A 15543-nucleotide genomic window follows, 5' to 3' on the forward strand; every position below is an offset into this window, starting at 1 on the left:
TAGTGCCCGAAGATCTCACGGGATGTCCCTAGGAACGGGGGCAACCGACCCGGGGCGGGCCTATGCAGCGTGCCGTGGAAGCAGTGTCAGTCGGCAGTCAGGCCGTCGGGGGTGATCAGGCCTGTCTCGTAGGCGAGGACGACGGCCTGGGCGCGGTCGCGGAGGGCGAGCTTGGCGAAGATCCGGGCGACGTGGGTCTTCACGGTGGACTCGCTGAGGGTGAAGGCCGCGGCGAGCTCGGTGTTCGACAAGCCCCGGCCCATCAGGGCCAGCACTTCGAGTTCACGGGGGGTCAACGGAGCCAGGTCGCGGTGGATCGCGGAGGTGCGGGCCGCGGCCGCCGCAGCGGCGGGGACGTGGGCCGGCTCGGTCCGGCCCGCGCCGTGGGTCGTCGCGTAGCGCTCGATGAGGCGGCGGGTGATCGAGGGGGCGAGCAGTGCGTCTCCGGTGTTCACCAGTCGTACGGCTGCCGCGAGGTGTGCGGCGGTGACGTCCTTGAGCAGAAAGCCGCTGGCTCCGGCGGCGAGCGCCGCGTAGACGTAGTCGTCGAGGTCGAAGGTGGTGAGCATGAGTACCCGGCAGTGCGGGAGCAGCCCAAGGACGCGCTTGGCGGCTTGAAGGCCGTCAAGGTGGGGCATTCGGATGTCCATCAGCAGGACGTCCGGGCGCAGTCGTTCGGCTTCCGTGACGGCCTGCATGCCGTCGGCGGCCTCGCCGACGACGTCGATGCCGCGCGAGGTGAGGATGAGGCGGAAGCCGGTTCGGATGAGTTCCTCGTCGTCGGCTATGAGGACGCGCGGGGCGCCGGTGTCTCCGCTCTGGTTCGATTCCGGGGCGTGGTGGGCGCGGCGGTCGGCGGTGGACTCAGTCACGGGCGCTCCAGGGGGATGCGGGCGCGGACGCGGTAGCCGCCGCCTATGCGGCGCCGGGCGTCGAAGCGGCCGTCATAGACGGCGACGCGCTCGCGCAGACCGATCAGGCCGCGCCCGGCACCGTCGTCCCGGCGCTTGCGGGCACCCGGTCCGGCATCCGTGCTCGCGCGGTCGGCGGTCAGCACGCTCGGTCCGCTGTTGAGCACTTCGACCCGCAGACTGTGGTCGGCATAACGCACGGTCACCGCCGCCTTGCCGCCGTCGCCGTACTTGAGCGCGTTGGTCAGCGCCTCCTGGACGATCCGGTAGGCGGTGACGTCGATGCCGGGCGGCAGCGGGCGCGGTTCACCGGAGATCCGCACCTCGACCGGGAGGCCGGTGAAAGCGATCCGGTCGACGAGGGTGCCCAGGTGACTCAGGCTCGGCTGCGGTGTGAGCCCGGAGAGTTCTCCTTCGCCGTAGCGCTCGGCCTGGTCATCGTCGTCGCCGTTGGGTGACGGCGCCAACAGGCCCAGCAGGTGGCGCAGTTCGGTCATCGCGTCGCGTCCGGCACCCTCGACGGCCCGCAGTGCGGTCTCCGCCTCGTCCGGCAGGGTGGCCAGCACCTCGCGCGCGGCGCTCGCCGATACGACCATCAGGCTGACCTTGTGGCTGACGATGTCGTGCAGCTCGCGGGCGATGCGAGCCCGTTCAGCCGCGACCGCCGTGCGGGCGGCGGCCTCCCGTTCGCGCTCCAGCAGCCAGCCCCGGTCCTCCAGGACCCTGCGGTAGCGGCGGCGCGCGCGCGTCAGCAGCACGGCAGAGCTCCCGGCCACCGCCAGGCCCACCGTCGCGAGGGCGATGAGTAGCCGGCCCGTCCCCGATGTCCACACGTCGTACATCGTGCCAGGCAGCCGGCGAGCGGACGTCCATCTGTGGGTCCACCCCGTACATCCCAAGGATGATTACCGCCGCGGGTTACTTCCGAGGGCTGACGCCCGGACGGTCCACGCCGCCTAGCGTCCCTGTCATGACCACCGAAGACATCAGCGACACGGCCCCGGGGGCCGGCCCCGCCGCCGTGCGCGACCCGGAAGTCGTGCGGGTGAGCGGCCTGCGCAAGGAATACGGCGACACCGTCGCCCTGAACGGGGTGTCGCTGGAGATCGGCGCCGGGGAGGCGGTGGCGGTGATGGGGCCGTCCGGCTGTGGCAAGTCCACCCTGCTCAACATGATCGCCGGCCTCGACCGGCCGACTGCGGGCTCGGTCCGCGTGCACGGCGAGGACCTGGGCCGGGTCAGCGAGACCGGGCTTGCGCTCTTCCGGCGCCGCCGGATCGGCATGATCTTCCAGTTCTTCAACCTCATCGACGACCTGCCCGCGATCGACAACGTCGCCCTGTCCGCCCAGCTCACCGGAACGACCGCCCGTCAGGCCCGGCGCCGGGCACTGGAGTTGCTGGACGAGCTCGGCATCGCCGACCGCAGGAACGTCTACCCCGCCGCGCTCAGCGGCGGCGAGCGCCAGCGTGTCGCGGTGGCCCGCGCTCTGATGAACCGCCCCGCGCTGCTGCTGGCGGACGAGCCGACCGGCGCGCTGGACAGCCACGCGGGCGAGCAGGTGATGGACCTGCTCATCGACCTCAACGAACTGGGCCAGACCCTCCTGCTGGTGACGCACGACCAGCGGCTGGCCACGCGCTGTGCCAGCCGCCTGGTGACGATGGCGGACGGCCGGATCACCGGCGAGCGGACCCTGGAGCGGTCGGCATGAGCGCGGTGTGGCGAGCCTCGCGCGCGGCCGTGCGCCGCCGCCGGCTGCAGACCTCCGTGATCGGGGTGGTGGTCCTCGTCTCCAGCATGGCCCTCGTGGTCGCCCTGGGCCTGCTGGACGTCGCGTCCGGACCGTTCGACCGGCTCTTCGGCCAGGCGCACGGCGCGCACGTCGTCGCCACCTTCGACGCGGCGAAGGTCTCCGGCGCGGAGCTGGCGCGGACCGCGCACCGTTCGGGCTCGGGCGTGCGGGCCTCGGCCGGGCCGTTCCCGCAGGCCGTGGTCGACATACCGCAGAACGCGGCGTCCGAGATGCCCGGGATGGGGCCCGGCCCCCTGACCGTGGTGGGGCGGGCGAAGCCCGGTGGTCCAGTCGACCGCCTTGACCTCTTCGCCGGGCACTGGGCCACCGGCCCCGGACAGATCGTCCTGGCATTGCCGGACGCACCCGGGATGGGCAAGGGCCCGCACTCGCCGATCGGCAAGCGGATCCAGCTGCCCGGACTGCAGCCGCTGACCGTCGTCGGTCTCGCGTCCAGCGTGAGTGGAACAGCGCAGGCATGGGTCTCCCCGCAGCAGATCACGGCCCTGCACCCCACGACGTACCAGATGCTGTACCGGTTCGACCAAGCTGCGACAGCCCGGCAGATCACCGCGGACACCGCCGCGGTGACCGCCGGCCTGCCGTCCGGATCGCTACTCGCCGAACAGTCCTATCTGACGCTGAAGGCACAACTCGCAGCCAATCCCGATGCCTTCGTGCCGTTCCTTATGGCCTTCGGCATCCTCGGCCTGCTGGTGGCGGTCCTCATCGTGGCCAATGTGGTGAGCGGTGCCGTGGTGTCCGGCTTCCGGCACATCGGGGTGCTCAAGTCCCTTGGATTCACGCCCAACCAGGTGGTCGCGGTCTACCTGGTGATGGTCTGCGTCCCGGCGACGGCGGGCGCGCTGGCCGGCACCGCCCTGGGCGCAGTGGCGGCGCGGCCACTGCTCCACCAGGTCTTTCAAGGCGCGGACCTCGCCACGGTGAACGTCACGCCGACGATCAGCTCCTGGGTGTACGCGACCACGGCCCTCGGCATGCCGACCGTGGTACTGCTGGCCGCGTTGGTCCCGGCGCTGCGCGCGCACCGCCTGTCCGCGGCACAGGCGATCAGCGCCGGCAGCGCGCCCAGTGGCGGACGGGGGCTCGCCGTACAGCGGTGGCTGACCGGGGTGCGGCTGCCGCGCCCGGTGACCCTGGGCCTGGGCCTGCCCTTCGCCCGGCCCGGACGGGCCCTGCTCACCGTCTGCGCAGTACTGCTCGGGGTGGCGACGGTGACCTTCGCCACCGGCCTGTCGACCACCATGATCTCCTACGGCAACGCGGTCGAGGGCGCCGGCAAGGTTCAGGTGATCGTCGGGCGAGGGGAAACCAGGTTCGGGCAGACCGCCCCCAAGCACGGCGACACCGCGACCCAGGCGCTGTTGCGCGGACTGCCGCACGCAGCGGACGTATCCGCCGTGGGCTACGCCAACGTACGGCTGATCGGCCAAAGCCAGGACGTGTCACTCGAGGGCGATCGCGGGGGCCGGTCGGCTCTCCAGGACGACCTGGCCAGGGGCCGCTGGATGCGCGGACCCGGCGAGGTGGTGGCCTCCGGCAGGTTCCTGTCCAAGCACGGTCTGCGGCTCGGTGACTCCTTCGTGCTGAGCGCGGCGAACAGCCGGCAGGAGCGCGTCACCCTGGTCGGGGAGGTCATGTCCGGGCCGGCGGACTGGATGCGCGCGGACTGGACGACGGTGACCGCCCTGGCACCGCGCGCGCAGGCAAACCAGTACTGGGTGCGGCTCACCCCCGGAGCCGATGTCAGCGCCTATATGAAGGCCGCTCGGGCCGCCGACCCCGGGCTCTACCCGAACGCGAAGACATCGGTGAACGCCGGGGCCCTGACGGTGATCAGTTCCGCGTCCGTGCTGACCCTGATGCTGACCGTGGTCGCTGCGATGGGGGTGTTCAACACGGTCGTGCTGAGCAGTCGGGAGCGGCGGCGCGACCTGGGGATGCTGAAATCGATCGGCATGACGCCGCGGCAGGTCACCGCGATGATGGTGGTGTCCATGGCCGCGCTGGGTCTGGTCGGCGGGCTCCTCGGGCTGCCGCTGGGAGTCGCGGCCTACCGCGTGGTGATCCCGATGACCGAGCACAGCGCCCATCTCGCCTTCCCCGCACGGATGCTGGACGTGTGGCACCCCGGGTCGATGACGCTGCTGGCGCTGGCCGGGGTGGCGATCGCTGCACTGGGCGCGGTGATACCGGCGCGTACGGCGGCACGGCAGACCATCGCCCGAGTTCTGCACACCGAGTGACGGCCGTGCCGCATCGGAGGACGGCCTCTGCCAGAGCCCCGGCGGCCCGGACGGCGCCCGCGGTGGCGCCCACCCCGTCTCTGGTCGCCCCGAGCAGGTCGTGTCGGCGATCGCCTCGTAAGAACAGCCGAAGCGCAGCAGTTGCAGCATCTTGTCGAAGACGACCCGGTCGTTGACACGCCGACGGTGGCAGCCGAGCGGATGCTCCGGGTGGAACTCCGGCCTCGCGGGCAGCAGCGCCGTGAAGTGCTCCCACAGTGGTTCAGTGAGCCATGATGGCAGGGCGGGCACAGGTCCCCTCAATGATCACAGAGCGTTGCAACTTCATGATCGCCATGGCCTGCGCCCGTTCTGCAGCCGAGGCCCTCCACCACCCCTATCCGTGCGACCTCTTTAGTGGCGGAATTGGTTGTTCGGCTTGGGCCTCGGGGCGAATCGGGCACGGGGACAGTGGTGGACTTTGCTCAGCTACAGGGTCCCGGGCTCTGGCTGCCTGTGGCGGTGTTGTCGGCGCCGGTCTCGGTCGGCGGCGCTTCGACGGGGAAGAGGATCGGGCTGATCAGGTACTGCGTGCGGTCGGGTGATGGCTTGTTGGCCAGGTGGGGGGCGATGGCCTCCCGCATCCCGTTGATCATCCCGCGCAGTTCCCCAGGGCTGAGCCAGACGGCATGCTGCCGGTAGCCGACCAGGTCGGCTACCGGGTCGGCGGTGTCGCGGTCGAGGTACGCGGTGAATTCGGCAGCCAGGACCGCCAGAGCGGCGGCGAATGCGCTGCGATGGTCGTCGAGCGAGAGCGAATTGACCGTGTCCGTATTGATCCCCGCGCGGTCGCGGCGCAGCCGGTAGCGGCGCTCGACCGCGCCGCGCACGCGTCGCTCCAGGGCGACTTCCAGGACCCCGCCGGCTGCGAGCAGGTCGACGTGCCGGTAGACCGTGGCCTTCGAGACGTCCCGAATGCGGTCGCACAGCTCGGCGGTGGTCAGCTCCCTACCGCCGCACATCGCATGAACCACTCGCAACCGCACCGGGTGGGCCAAGAGTTCGAAAGCATCCATCCCTCAATGATCTCACGCCATGCTACCGTTCGCATTCATTGAGAAAGGTTGTGATGGGATGCCTGACGCCGCTGCGACAGAGTCCATGACCGGCTCAGAACTCGCTTGGATGCCACCGCCCTATGCCGAGCCCGGCCGCTTCAGCGAGCACGAGGTCACCGTCGGCACCGGTCCACTCGCGGTGTCAGGCACGCTGAGCGTCCCCCGCGGGCAGGCTCCCGGCCCCGGCGTGGTGCTGCTCGCCGGTGGTGGGCCGTTCGACCGCGACGAGACCAGCGGGCCGAACAAACCGCTCAAGGACCTTGCCTGGGGGCTCGCCAGCCGCGGGACGACAGTGCTGCGCTTCGACAAGGCGACCTACGCCCACCGTGATGTGGCCGCGGCATCAGACCTGACGATGACGCAGGAATACGTGCCGCATGCCGTCGACGCGGTAGACCTGCTCGGTCGCCACCGCTCGGTGGACCCCAAGCGGGTCTTCGTCCTCGGCCACAGCATGGGCGGCAAGGTCGCCCCCGCCGTCGCCGTCGCCGCACCTACGGTGGCGGGCCTGGTGATCATGGCCGGTGACACGCAGCCGATGCACCACGCCGCCGTCCGCGTCGTCAGCTACCTCGCCACCGTGCTTCCCGACCAGGTCCCACCCGCGGTCATCGAGACCTTCCAGCGGCAGGCCGCCCTGGTCGACAGCGCGGAGCTCACGCCCTCGACCCCCGCAGCGGATCTGCCGTTCGGCCTGTCCGCGCCGTACTGGCTCGAACTGCGTGACTACGACCCGGTCGCGATCGCGGCCGGACTTAACAAGCCGATGCTCATCCTCCAAGGAGGACGCGACTACCAGGTCACCGTCGCTAACGACCTCGTGCGATGGCGGACGGGCCTGGCCGGCAGGCCGGAAGCCGATATCCGAGTCTACGAAGCCGACAACCACCTGTTCTTCCCCGGCGCAGGACCATCCACCCCCGCCGAATATGGAACTCCGCAGCATGTCGACCCCGCCGTCATCGCCGACATCGCCCACTGGCTGAGCCACGGCCAGGGATGAGCGTTCGCGCCGCCGCCTCGACCTTGTCCCGGCCCAGCCGCTGCGCCTGCACCCACGCGCCGAGGCCCTCGCCCCTCGTGACCCCGAACAGCCCGTCGCCAAGCTGGCCGCGGTCGGAGCCCGCATCACCACCCAGTCCGTCTGACGCACTCCCGCGTCGTCCTCCTGCTCCACGGACATGGCGGACGACGCGGCCCTTCCCGAAGGGATTCACAGTGCCAACCCTGTGACGGGTCAGCCTGCCATGTCGGGAACTGTGGTGGGGCGTCCGACGCTGAGGTCCAAGAAGCCCTCACCGGCGCCGACGCCGCCATCCTCGTCACCGACCCCGACACCATGGATGCACCACCGCGCTCATCGAGTCCGCACTCGGGAGCGACCCGGCGGACGTTCCGAGCACGCCCCCCCGCGCGCGCCACCGGCCGCCGCATCCTGCTGATCGCGTCCGGAGGCGCCGCCGACCTGCGCCAAGTCGACCCGGCTCTCCTGCACCCCGCCGACCGCCTGGTCCTCAACGACGTCAACCCCAACGCCCTCCAGTACGCCCTCACACACCTGCCGCCCGCGACCCGCGCCGACCGCCACGGCCCCCTGGCAACGTCCTGCGCACCGCCGCCCATCTGGCCGCCGACCACGGCCCCTTCGATCTGGTCCTGGCCGGAGGACTCTTCGACTACCTCGAAGAACGCTTCACGCGAGCCCTGATCCGCACCACCCTGTCCCGCCTGTGCCGCCCCGGAGAGACGTTCTACTTCTCCAACATCGCGACCCCGAACCCGTACGCCGCCCTGATGACCCACATCGGCCGCTGGAACCTCGTCGAACGCACCCCCGCCGACATCGAGGCCGACGTCCGAGCCGCCGCGCCGCCGGGAAGGAACCGTCGCCGGACCGGACATCACCGCCGATGCCACCGGCCTGACGCTTTTCGCGACGGTGCGGCGCGCTGACGAGCCGGGGTGATCCCCTCAGCCGGCATCGTGTTCCTCCCTGACGCGGCATCGGTCGTCAGTCGAGGCCTTCGATGATGCGGAAGTCGCGCTCGACGCCGTCAGCAAGTACGGCCAGCGCCTCCTGGTAGGCCGCACTCGCGCGTGCGGCGACCGCCTGTTCGAAGCTGTCGAACTCGATCAGGACGGTGCGCTCGGCGATTCCGGCGTCGTGTGCGACGACCCGGCTGCCGCGGGAGAGCAGCCGCCCGCCCGCGGCCTTGACGGCTGGACCGGCCAGCTTGTCGTAGGCAGCAACCCTCTCAGGGTCTGCGATGGTGCGGTAGACACTGACCCAGTAGCCCTTGGCCACGGTACCTCCTGTGTTCGGAATTGATGATCAGAAGCATGCTCAGATCCATGGCCGGCGCGCTGTGGGCCAGCGAGCCGACAGAGACGGCGTCGAAGTCGGACGGCTTCGATCAACCGACTGGGGCTGCGATCGGATTGGTCTCGGGTGAGCGTCGGCGGGCGAGGACGAGCCAGCGCCGGTCGAGTCGACGACCGGCCTCGCCGGAAGGGCGGCGACCCGAACTAGAACGAAGAGGAGCCGACAAGTAGGTACGAGTCGCACCAGTACGACGTGATCGGCCATCAACCCTGAGCCCCTGCCACAGATGCCGCCAGAACTGGCCGGGCTCTCACAGGAGCAGTTGGACCTGCTGCGCACCGGCACCCTCGCCTTGAGCGCGCAGGCCTCAGCGCATGACCGTGCGCACGATCGCTGCCTGGCCGCCGACTCGGATCCGGTGTCCCGTGCGGTCGCGGTGGACGGTCGCTGTGATGGTGGACGGGCTGCCAAGGTGGTCACCCATGTCGACAGCGAGGCGGTATGTGCCGAACCCGGCAGCATGCGCCGCCAGGCAGGCCGTGCTGTTGGCGTTGGCGATGTCCTCGGGGACGCCGATCGACGGGGCGAACATCCGGGCTGCTGCTCGGCCGTGTCGGTCCGGGGGCGAGTAGGCGTAGCAGCCCAGCAGACCATAGCGGTCACAGGCTGCGCGTAACAGGGTTAAATCCGGCGTGAGTTCGGCCAGCGCGGCGCGGGATCGGATAGGCAGCAGAAGCCTCGGCCGCCCGTTCGACGCCACGCAGGCGTCGCCGGCGACCGCGTCCTCCGTCAGTCCGAGGCCGCCTACGACTGCCCTCAGTTCGGGTCCACCGGCGCTACGCAGGCTGACCGGGCCCAGGTCGAACGACGCCGTGAGGCCGTCACCGTTTCGGCTTGCCCGACCGTCGAAGCTGCGGTGGGCCGTACGCAGGACGGCGCGGTAGTCGTGGTCGCCGCCTTCCCGTACGGCGAGCACGGCGAGGGCGGCGACGGTGCCGTGGCCGCAGGCGGGCAGTTCGTCCTGGGCGGTGAAGAACCGCAGTGTGTACGCGGGCCGACGACGCTCGATTCCGGTCGCGCGGAGGAAGACGGCGTGCGATGTTCCCAACTTCATGGGAATGCGGCATCGCTCCTCGTCGGTGAACGGCACATCATCCAGAACGGCGGTCGGGCTGCCACCCGCGCCGTCTCGCTGACACGCGTCGACGACCGCTACCTCGGACATGGCACCGGGCCGGTGGTCAGCAGCATGGTCAGGTCCAGTGCGGGCGCGCTGTGCGTCAACGCCCCGACCGAGATGAGGTCGACGCCCGTCCCGGCGATGGCGAGAACTGTGTCCAGGCTGATGACGCCCGAGGCCTCCAGCAGGATCCGGGAAGCGTCGGCCCGCCCGGCCCGGACCTTCACGACCTGCTCGATGTCGGCCACCGGCATGTTGTCGAGCATGATCCAGCGGGCTCCGGCGTCGAGGGCCTCGACGGCCTGGGTGACGGTCTGCACCTCGACATCGCTCTCCACGGTCTGCCCGGTGCGCGCCATCCCGCGCCTGACCGCCTCAATCGCGGCGGTCACCCCGTCCGCCGCGGCGATGTGGTTCTCCTTGAGCAGGACCATCGCCGCGAGATCGAGGCGGTGGTTGTGGCCGCCGCCGGCGGTGACCGCGTACTTGTCCAGGGCGCGCAGGCCCGGCGCCGTCTTGCGCGTGTCCAGGATGCGCGCCCTGGTCCCTGCCACAGCTTGGACGTAGCGGTCGGTCAGCGTCGCGATGCCGCACATGCGCTGCAGGAAGTTCAGCGCCGTACGCTCCCCGGTGATCAGGCTGCGTGCCGAACCGGACAGGTGCACCAGGACCTGGCCGTCGGCCAGTCGGGCGCCGTCGGCGACGGCCGGCTCGACCTTGACCTCGGGGTCGACCTGCGCGAAGACCTCGGCGACCACGGGGAGGCCTGCGGCGATGCCGCTTTGCCGGGTGCGGATCTCGGCCGTGGCCGCCAGGTCCTCGGGAACGCTCCACACGGTGGTGATGTCCTTCCCTGACGCGTCCTCGACCAGGGCGGCAGCGGCGGCGGCCCGTGCTGCCGCCGAGGGAAACTCGGTCGTGGTCATCTGGACTCCATCTCTGAGTGGACTTCGGCTTGGTGGCGGCAACCGCTGACGAGGCAGCACTGAAGTTCCGCTGGGCCGGTTTGCAGGACCTGGTGGATCCTGTACTCGATCTCCCATATGCCGGTCACCCGTCCCCCGCCACGAACAGGTTCCGGGTGAGCCGTCCGTGCGACTCGGCGCCAGCGTCGAACTCGGGGGACCATGCGCATGTACCAGTCCTCCCGGCCGGTCTCGCTCGACCCGGGCCTTCAAGAACGCCTCTCACCCAGGTCGGCAGGGCAGGTGCCACAACAGCCGCCTCCGATTCGATTTCCGAATCGGTCACCGATGCTAGCGTGTCGGAATTCGAAGCATCAACCCTGGAGAGCTGGACATCCCAACATGGCAACACCCAGACCTGGCAACCCTGTTCGCGGCTCGACCACCGGCCGCCCCCTCATGGCCGCACTCGATCTGTTCGGCCGGCGGTGGAGTCTGCGCATCCTGTGGGAGCTTCGCGCGGGTCCGCTTGGATTCCGCCCCTTGCAGAAGCGGTGCGACGACATGTCCTCCAGTGTGATGCGGCAGCGCCTGACCGAACTGCTGGATGCCCAGGTGATTCACCAACTACCGGACAGCCGCTACGAGCTCACCCCGCTGGGACAGGAGGCGCGCCACGCCCTGAACCCCCTCGCCCGCTGGGCGGAACGCTGGGCGGCCACGATCGACCCGCAAGGGGCGGACCCCACCGACGACCAGTCCGCCAGTCGCGTCTCACATCCGGACACCGTGGACGACGGGACGCCGGAGAGGGACTCCGCGGACTGACGCCCCGCCTCGGATCCTCGGAGGCGGGGCGGGACCGCCGGGTCACGAGGTCGCCGTGGCTCGGTCGAGCGCCGGGGACAGGCGCGAACCTCCGCCAATCCTCGTGGAAGCAACCGCCAGGTCAACGCCGAAGATCGGGCGCACTCCATGCGCTGCGCACGACTTCGCTTACCGAACGGCCCCGGTGACGTTGTCGCGATCCGTCAGAGCGAGCCACTCCATGCCCCGCTCGGCGGCTCTCCGCACCAAGGCCTCGGGATGGGATGCGCCGTAGCGCATGGAATAGCCGGACGCTACGTGGAGATGCATGAGCCGCTCCACGTACGCCTGGATCTGGTGACGGTGTCCCTTCCGGCATGGCCGCGGAGATCCAGGTCTGAGACCCTCGAAGGGACGGTGGCCCACGTCCCAAATCGGTTGTGTCCTCCGTCACATGAACGCGACCGGAAAGCGACTCTCCGACCCTTGACCACGATCTCGCGCGCAGTGCTTCCAGCCCGCTTGTAATGCGACAGATCGGCGGGGGACACGGCCAATGCCGCGACTCTCGCGGGCATGCCGCCCTTGACTGGACCGGACCGGGCCGGAACAGGCTGATATCGGCGATGACGTCCTGCATGTGGCGCTCTCAGCCTGGATAGTGGCTATCCGTTCCACGTCCATGGTCTGCCCGGTCGCCCGCCAGTCGATCAGCACGATCACCAGGAGGGTAGTCGGCACGGCCGCGGCCCGTGTGGCCGAGTCCGGCGGTGCCTGCAAGCTTCCTGAATGCCGACCGTTCGGCAGGTCAGGCCGTGTGTCGGGCGGCACTCTCCGGATCGGCGACGTCCTTGCGCGTCACGCCCAGGTACACGACCAGGCCGAGGATGACCGCCAGGAACAGCGCGCTCGTGATCACGGTGCCCAGGCCCAGGCCGCCGTCTCCGGTCGGCTGGGAGAGGTAGTCGCCGATCGAGGCGCCGAGCGGACGGGTGAGGATGTAGGCAATCCAGAAGCTCCACACCGCGTCCAGGCCCAGCGCGAAATGGGCGATGGCCACCGCGGCGATGGTGGCGGCGAACAGGACAGCGGACAGCCAGTAGCCGAGGTCCATGCGCTCGGAGACAAGGTCACCAGCGGCTGTGCCGAGGGCGAAGGTGAACAGCACCGCGAGCCAGTAGTACGACTCACGGCTCGTGGTGTCGATGTGGTGGATGGACAGTGTCCGCTCCCGGCGGTACCAGACCACGAAGACGACCGCGAGAACGATCGCGAACACCGTCGTACTCGTCTCCAACGGCACGCCCATGTTGTCGGTGAGGTTGTCGCTGATCAGGGTGCCGACGACGCTGATCAGGGCCACGGCGAGCCAGTACACGCCCGGCCGGTACGTGCTGGTGCGGAACTGCACGACCAGCACCATGGCCAGCAGCGCGCTCATCAGCACCGACACACCGGTCAGGCCGAGGCCCGCCTTCTCGTTCAGTAGATCGGCCGCGGTTTCCCCGACCGTCGTGCACAGCACCTTGATGACCCAGAAGTAGACGGTGATCTCGGGCACCTTGTTCCAGCGCATCCGGTGGCGCGCCGGAGCAGCAGGCCCGCCCGCCTCGGGGCTCGCGGATGTCTCAGACGTTTCATAGGTCATGAACAGCGACTGTGCCACCGGACACCTGAATGCATCCTGAGTGCCGCGCGGCACAGGGTGCACCGCTCGTCGCGCACCCGCAGCATGAGCCCATGAACAACTTCCTGCGCCTCCGCATACCGGGGTTCCTTTCCCGCCCTGCCCCTGTGACGGAGGAAGGCCGCCTTGAGTACCCGAACTGCCGTCCAACCGCCGACTGAGCGGACAATGAGCTGGCTGCGAGACCGGCTCGGCCGCGCGGTCGTCCTGGCCTACGCCGCCGCCCTGCTCCTGCCCGGACCCGGGCTGTGGCTGCGCCAGGCCCACTCGCTGCCGCTCGGCGAGGCTGGCAACCTGCCCGTGGTCACCGCACCGCTCCTGCTCTCCCTGGTGCTCTTCTCGGCCGGACTACAGGTGCCCATACGCGCCCTGGGTACCCTGCTGCGACGCCCGATCGCCCTGTTGGCCGGGCTCGTCCTGCACCTGGCGATCCCTTTGCTAGCCATCCCCGCCGTCGCGTTTCTGCTGCGCCAAACCCCCGACACCGACGGCGGCAGCGGCCTGGTCACCGCGATGATCCTCATCGTGGCCATGCCCGTAGCCGCCGGAGCCACCGTATGGACCGGCAAGGGCGACGGTGACCAACCGACCATGGTGGGACTCGTTCTCGCCTCCACCCTCCTCAGCCCGCTCACCATCCCGCTGATCATCAGCGTCCTGCTGCCGCTGCTCAGCGGAGGCTACGCGGGCACGCTCGCCCAGGTCGCGCACACCACCCACAGCGGATTCGCCCTGGTAGGCGTGGTCCTGCCATGTGCGGCTGGCATTCTGTGCCGCCTGGCAGTGCCCGCGCCGTGGCTAGGTCGCGTACTCGGCGTCGTCGCACCGGTCGCCCTGGCCGGCTCGCTCGTCCTGACCTACATCAACGCCAGCGGCGCCCTGGGGTCCTTCCTGTCCCACCCCCGTCCGCTGCTGCTCGCCGCCGCGATGGCCGTGGCGACACTGGTCTGCGTGCTGTCGTTCGCGGTCGGCCGCGGCGCCGCGCGCCTGCTGAGGCTGGATGCCTCCGCGGCGTCATCACTCACTCTCGCCTGTGGCATGAACAACAGCAGTGCGAGCGCCGTCCTGATCACCACCACGCTGCCCGACAGACCGCACTTGCTCCTGCCGGTCCTCGCATACGGGCTGCTGCAAAAGACGGCGGCGAACCGAGTCGTGCGCCGGGAGCCCGGACGTTCCGTCGGTCCGCTCCCGCCGCTCTGCGCGCGCTGACGAGCCGTCATGCGGTGATTCCGCAGAAGAGCAGCCAGAATCCCCATGTTTCGACACCCGACCGCGATGAGGCACGTCGCCTTCGGCAGCACAGGCCAACTCAAAACGGGTGAGCCATGAGGGCCACTCGCACCGCAGTCAACTTGACCCGGCCCTAAATCCCCGGGCCTTCAGGCCCGGGAGGATCCCGCTGAAACACCGCCCTCAGCCCCTGGCCGCGCGAGTCGGCCATCGCAGCTTAGTCCACCGCACCTGCACCGAACTCGTGACGGCTGGGCGGGGCGGTGCCGGTGCTGTATACCGCTCGTCGGGCGCCGGAGGCAGACTGTCAGGTCAGGGCATCGCGCTAATCAGACCTTCCCCTCGTAGCGCCTTGCCGAAGAGCATGACGGACCGCGAGCAGAGCCCTCAACTTGTTGTCCACGTCGGGGCGGTGTCCTACGACGTGTGGTGCGTCCGTGATGCTCCTACCGTGGCGACATGCGGGTGCTGGTGGTCGAGGACGAGGTCCGCACGGCGGAGCTGCTGCGGCGCGGACTGACGGAGGAGGGATACGCCGTCGACGTGGCCGCGGATGGGCCGGACGCCGTCTGGCAGGCCAGAGAGGTGGTCTACGACCTGATCGTTCTGGACGTAATGCTGCCGGGGTTCCACGGATTCGAGGTCTGCCGGCGCCTCCGGGCCGACGGCCGTTGGACCCCTGTTCTCGTCGTTCACCGCGCTGGGCTCGGTCGGTGAACGAGTACAGGGCTTGGACGCCGGTGCCGACGACTATCTGGCGAAACCGTTCAGCTTCTCCGAACTGTTCGCCCGGCTTCGGGCGCTCGTCCGCCGCGGCGCCCCCCCGAGGCCTGCGCTTGTCACCGTGGGCGATCTGCGCATGGACCCGGCGGGTGTGGCGCGGGGAGACCGAGGTCCAGCTGTCGCCGAAGGAGTTCGCGTTGCTGGAGCTGTTCATGCGGCACCCGGGTGACGTGCCGACCCGGACCCGGATCTTGGAACACGTGTGGGACTTTCCCTGCGACGGGGTGTCCAACGTCGTCGACCAATACGTGGCCTATCTGCGGCGCAAGGTCGACGGGCCGGACGAGCACTCGCATCTGGAGACGGTCCGTGGCGCGGGCTACCGGCTGCGCGCCCCCGCAGGGGTGGTGCCCCCCACCGGGCCCTGCGCAGATGCTGCAGCCTGACCGAACTCCTCCGCCACGTCGGGGTGGCGGGCCTCGGTGTTGCGCCAGCGCAGTCAGGCGTGCAGGGCCCGGTTCTGAGTGGTCACCGGCTTCAGGCGCATTCGCCGCCATTACGACTGACGGTGAGTATGGGCCATGGCTCCGCTCTGGGGTCTGCGGACATGCCCGG

General features: G+C 69.9%; 13 protein-coding genes and 3 pseudogenes. 7 read left to right on the forward strand and 9 right to left on the reverse strand.

Annotated elements, in window-relative coordinates; genetic code table 11:
* Positions 1-86 precede the first annotated feature (86 nt).
* Positions 87-788 carry a response regulator transcription factor gene (locus tag OG758_RS46860; protein WP_326716266.1) on the reverse strand — a complete coding sequence of 234 codons (702 nt, stop codon included), beginning with the start codon at positions 786-788 and terminating at the stop codon, positions 87-89.
* An 80-nt stretch (positions 789-868) separates the two neighbouring features.
* On the reverse strand, positions 869-1744 hold the full coding sequence (locus tag OG758_RS46865; protein WP_326715496.1) for a sensor histidine kinase: 876 nt from the start codon (positions 1742-1744) through the stop codon (positions 869-871).
* Between the two features lie 137 nt (positions 1745-1881).
* Here OG758_RS46865 and OG758_RS46870 point away from each other — a divergent pair, with 137 nt between their 5' ends.
* Both OG758_RS46870 and OG758_RS46875 read left to right on the forward strand, forming a co-directional pair.
* Entirely contained in the window at positions 1882-2625 is a 744-nt protein-coding gene (locus OG758_RS46870) for an ABC transporter ATP-binding protein (RefSeq protein WP_326715497.1), read from the forward strand.
* The gene (locus tag OG758_RS46875; RefSeq protein ID WP_326715498.1) at positions 2622-4973 is read left to right on the forward strand and encodes an ABC transporter permease; all 2352 of its coding nucleotides are present in this window, start codon (positions 2622-2624) and stop codon (positions 4971-4973) included. The genes OG758_RS46870 and OG758_RS46875 overlap by 4 nt, the downstream gene beginning before the upstream one ends.
* A gap of 90 nt (positions 4974-5063) precedes the next feature.
* Here the strand turns inward: OG758_RS46875 and OG758_RS46880 are convergent.
* Both OG758_RS46880 and OG758_RS46885 read right to left on the reverse strand, forming a co-directional pair.
* Positions 5064-5264, reverse strand: a pseudogene (locus OG758_RS46880) (IS5/IS1182 family transposase); the annotation flags it as partial.
* Positions 5265-5437: 173 nt separating this feature from the next.
* The gene (locus OG758_RS46885) at positions 5438-6028 is read right to left on the reverse strand and encodes a helix-turn-helix domain-containing protein (RefSeq protein ID WP_326715499.1); all 591 of its coding nucleotides are present in this window, start codon (positions 6026-6028) and stop codon (positions 5438-5440) included.
* A gap of 85 nt (positions 6029-6113) precedes the next feature.
* On the opposite strand from OG758_RS46885, the gene OG758_RS46890 reads away from it, so the two are divergent.
* On the forward strand, positions 6114-7073 hold the full coding sequence (locus OG758_RS46890) for an alpha/beta hydrolase family protein (protein WP_326715500.1): 960 nt from the start codon (positions 6114-6116) through the stop codon (positions 7071-7073).
* A gap of 336 nt (positions 7074-7409) precedes the next feature.
* Positions 7410-7778, forward strand: coding sequence for a hypothetical protein (locus tag OG758_RS46895; RefSeq protein WP_326715501.1), 369 nt, complete (start codon positions 7410-7412; stop codon positions 7776-7778).
* Positions 7779-8081: 303 nt separating this feature from the next.
* Here OG758_RS46895 and OG758_RS46900 read toward each other — a convergent pair whose 3' ends face one another.
* The 3 genes from OG758_RS46900 to nadC all read right to left on the reverse strand — a co-directional run bounded on the left by OG758_RS46900 (position 8082) and on the right by nadC (position 10499).
* Positions 8082-8375, reverse strand: coding sequence for a DUF1330 domain-containing protein (locus OG758_RS46900; RefSeq protein WP_326715502.1), 294 nt, complete (start codon positions 8373-8375; stop codon positions 8082-8084).
* Positions 8376-8760: 385 nt separating this feature from the next.
* Positions 8761-9618 (reverse strand): PhzF family phenazine biosynthesis protein, encoded by an 858-nt coding sequence (locus OG758_RS46905; protein ID WP_326715503.1) that lies wholly within the window; start codon positions 9616-9618, stop codon positions 8761-8763.
* Entirely contained in the window at positions 9606-10499 is an 894-nt protein-coding gene (nadC, locus tag OG758_RS46910) for a carboxylating nicotinate-nucleotide diphosphorylase (protein WP_326715504.1), read from the reverse strand. Before nadC ends, OG758_RS46905 begins: the two co-directional genes overlap by 13 nt.
* Before the next feature lie 438 nt (positions 10500-10937).
* Here nadC and OG758_RS46915 point away from each other — a divergent pair, with 438 nt between their 5' ends.
* Positions 10938-11306 (forward strand): winged helix-turn-helix transcriptional regulator, encoded by a 369-nt coding sequence (locus OG758_RS46915; RefSeq protein ID WP_326716267.1) that lies wholly within the window; start codon positions 10938-10940, stop codon positions 11304-11306.
* A 171-nt stretch (positions 11307-11477) separates the two neighbouring features.
* Here OG758_RS46915 and OG758_RS46920 read toward each other — a convergent pair.
* Positions 11478-11615 (reverse strand): annotated as a pseudogene (locus OG758_RS46920) (PHP domain-containing protein); the annotation flags it as partial.
* A 478-nt stretch (positions 11616-12093) separates the two neighbouring features.
* Positions 12094-12933: a COG4705 family protein gene (locus OG758_RS46925; protein ID WP_326715505.1), complete on the reverse strand. Its 840-nt coding sequence runs from the start codon at positions 12931-12933 to the stop codon at positions 12094-12096.
* Positions 12934-13140: 207 nt separating this feature from the next.
* Here OG758_RS46925 and OG758_RS46930 point away from each other — a divergent pair, with 207 nt between their 5' ends.
* Both OG758_RS46930 and OG758_RS46935 read left to right on the forward strand, forming a co-directional pair.
* Positions 13141-14184: a sodium-dependent transporter gene (locus OG758_RS46930; protein ID WP_326715506.1), complete on the forward strand. Its 1044-nt coding sequence runs from the start codon at positions 13141-13143 to the stop codon at positions 14182-14184.
* Positions 14185-14664: 480 nt separating this feature from the next.
* Positions 14665-15374 (forward strand): annotated as a pseudogene (locus tag OG758_RS46935) (response regulator transcription factor).
* Positions 15375-15543: the final 169 nt, after the last annotated feature.

Origin of the sequence: Streptomyces sp. NBC_01474, from assembly GCF_035918215.1 — a bacterium.
Classification (GTDB): domain Bacteria; phylum Actinomycetota; class Actinomycetes; order Streptomycetales; family Streptomycetaceae; genus Streptomyces; species Streptomyces aureus.

What these genes read in the sequence shown, in the direction of transcription:
- OG758_RS46870 (WP_326715497.1), top strand. Translation starts at nt 1,882, where the DNA reads ATGACCACCGAAGACATCAGCGACACGGCCCCGGGGGCCGGCCCCGCC.
- OG758_RS46875 (WP_326715498.1), top strand. Translation starts at nt 2,622, where the DNA reads ATGAGCGCGGTGTGGCGAGCCTCGCGCGCGGCCGTGCGCCGCCGCCGG.
- OG758_RS46885 (WP_326715499.1), bottom strand. Translation starts at nt 6,028, where the DNA reads ATGGATGCTTTCGAACTCTTGGCCCACCCGGTGCGGTTGCGAGTGGTT.
- OG758_RS46890 (WP_326715500.1), top strand. Translation starts at nt 6,114, where the DNA reads ATGACCGGCTCAGAACTCGCTTGGATGCCACCGCCCTATGCCGAGCCC.
- OG758_RS46895 (WP_326715501.1), top strand. Translation starts at nt 7,410, where the DNA reads ATGGATGCACCACCGCGCTCATCGAGTCCGCACTCGGGAGCGACCCGG.
- OG758_RS46905 (WP_326715503.1), bottom strand. Translation starts at nt 9,618, where the DNA reads ATGTCCGAGGTAGCGGTCGTCGACGCGTGTCAGCGAGACGGCGCGGGT.
- nadC (WP_326715504.1), bottom strand. Translation starts at nt 10,499, where the DNA reads ATGACCACGACCGAGTTTCCCTCGGCGGCAGCACGGGCCGCCGCCGCT.
- OG758_RS46915 (WP_326716267.1), top strand. Translation starts at nt 10,938, where the DNA reads ATGGCCGCACTCGATCTGTTCGGCCGGCGGTGGAGTCTGCGCATCCTG.
- OG758_RS46925 (WP_326715505.1), bottom strand. Translation starts at nt 12,933, where the DNA reads ATGACCTATGAAACGTCTGAGACATCCGCGAGCCCCGAGGCGGGCGGG.
- OG758_RS46930 (WP_326715506.1), top strand. Translation starts at nt 13,141, where the DNA reads ATGAGCTGGCTGCGAGACCGGCTCGGCCGCGCGGTCGTCCTGGCCTAC.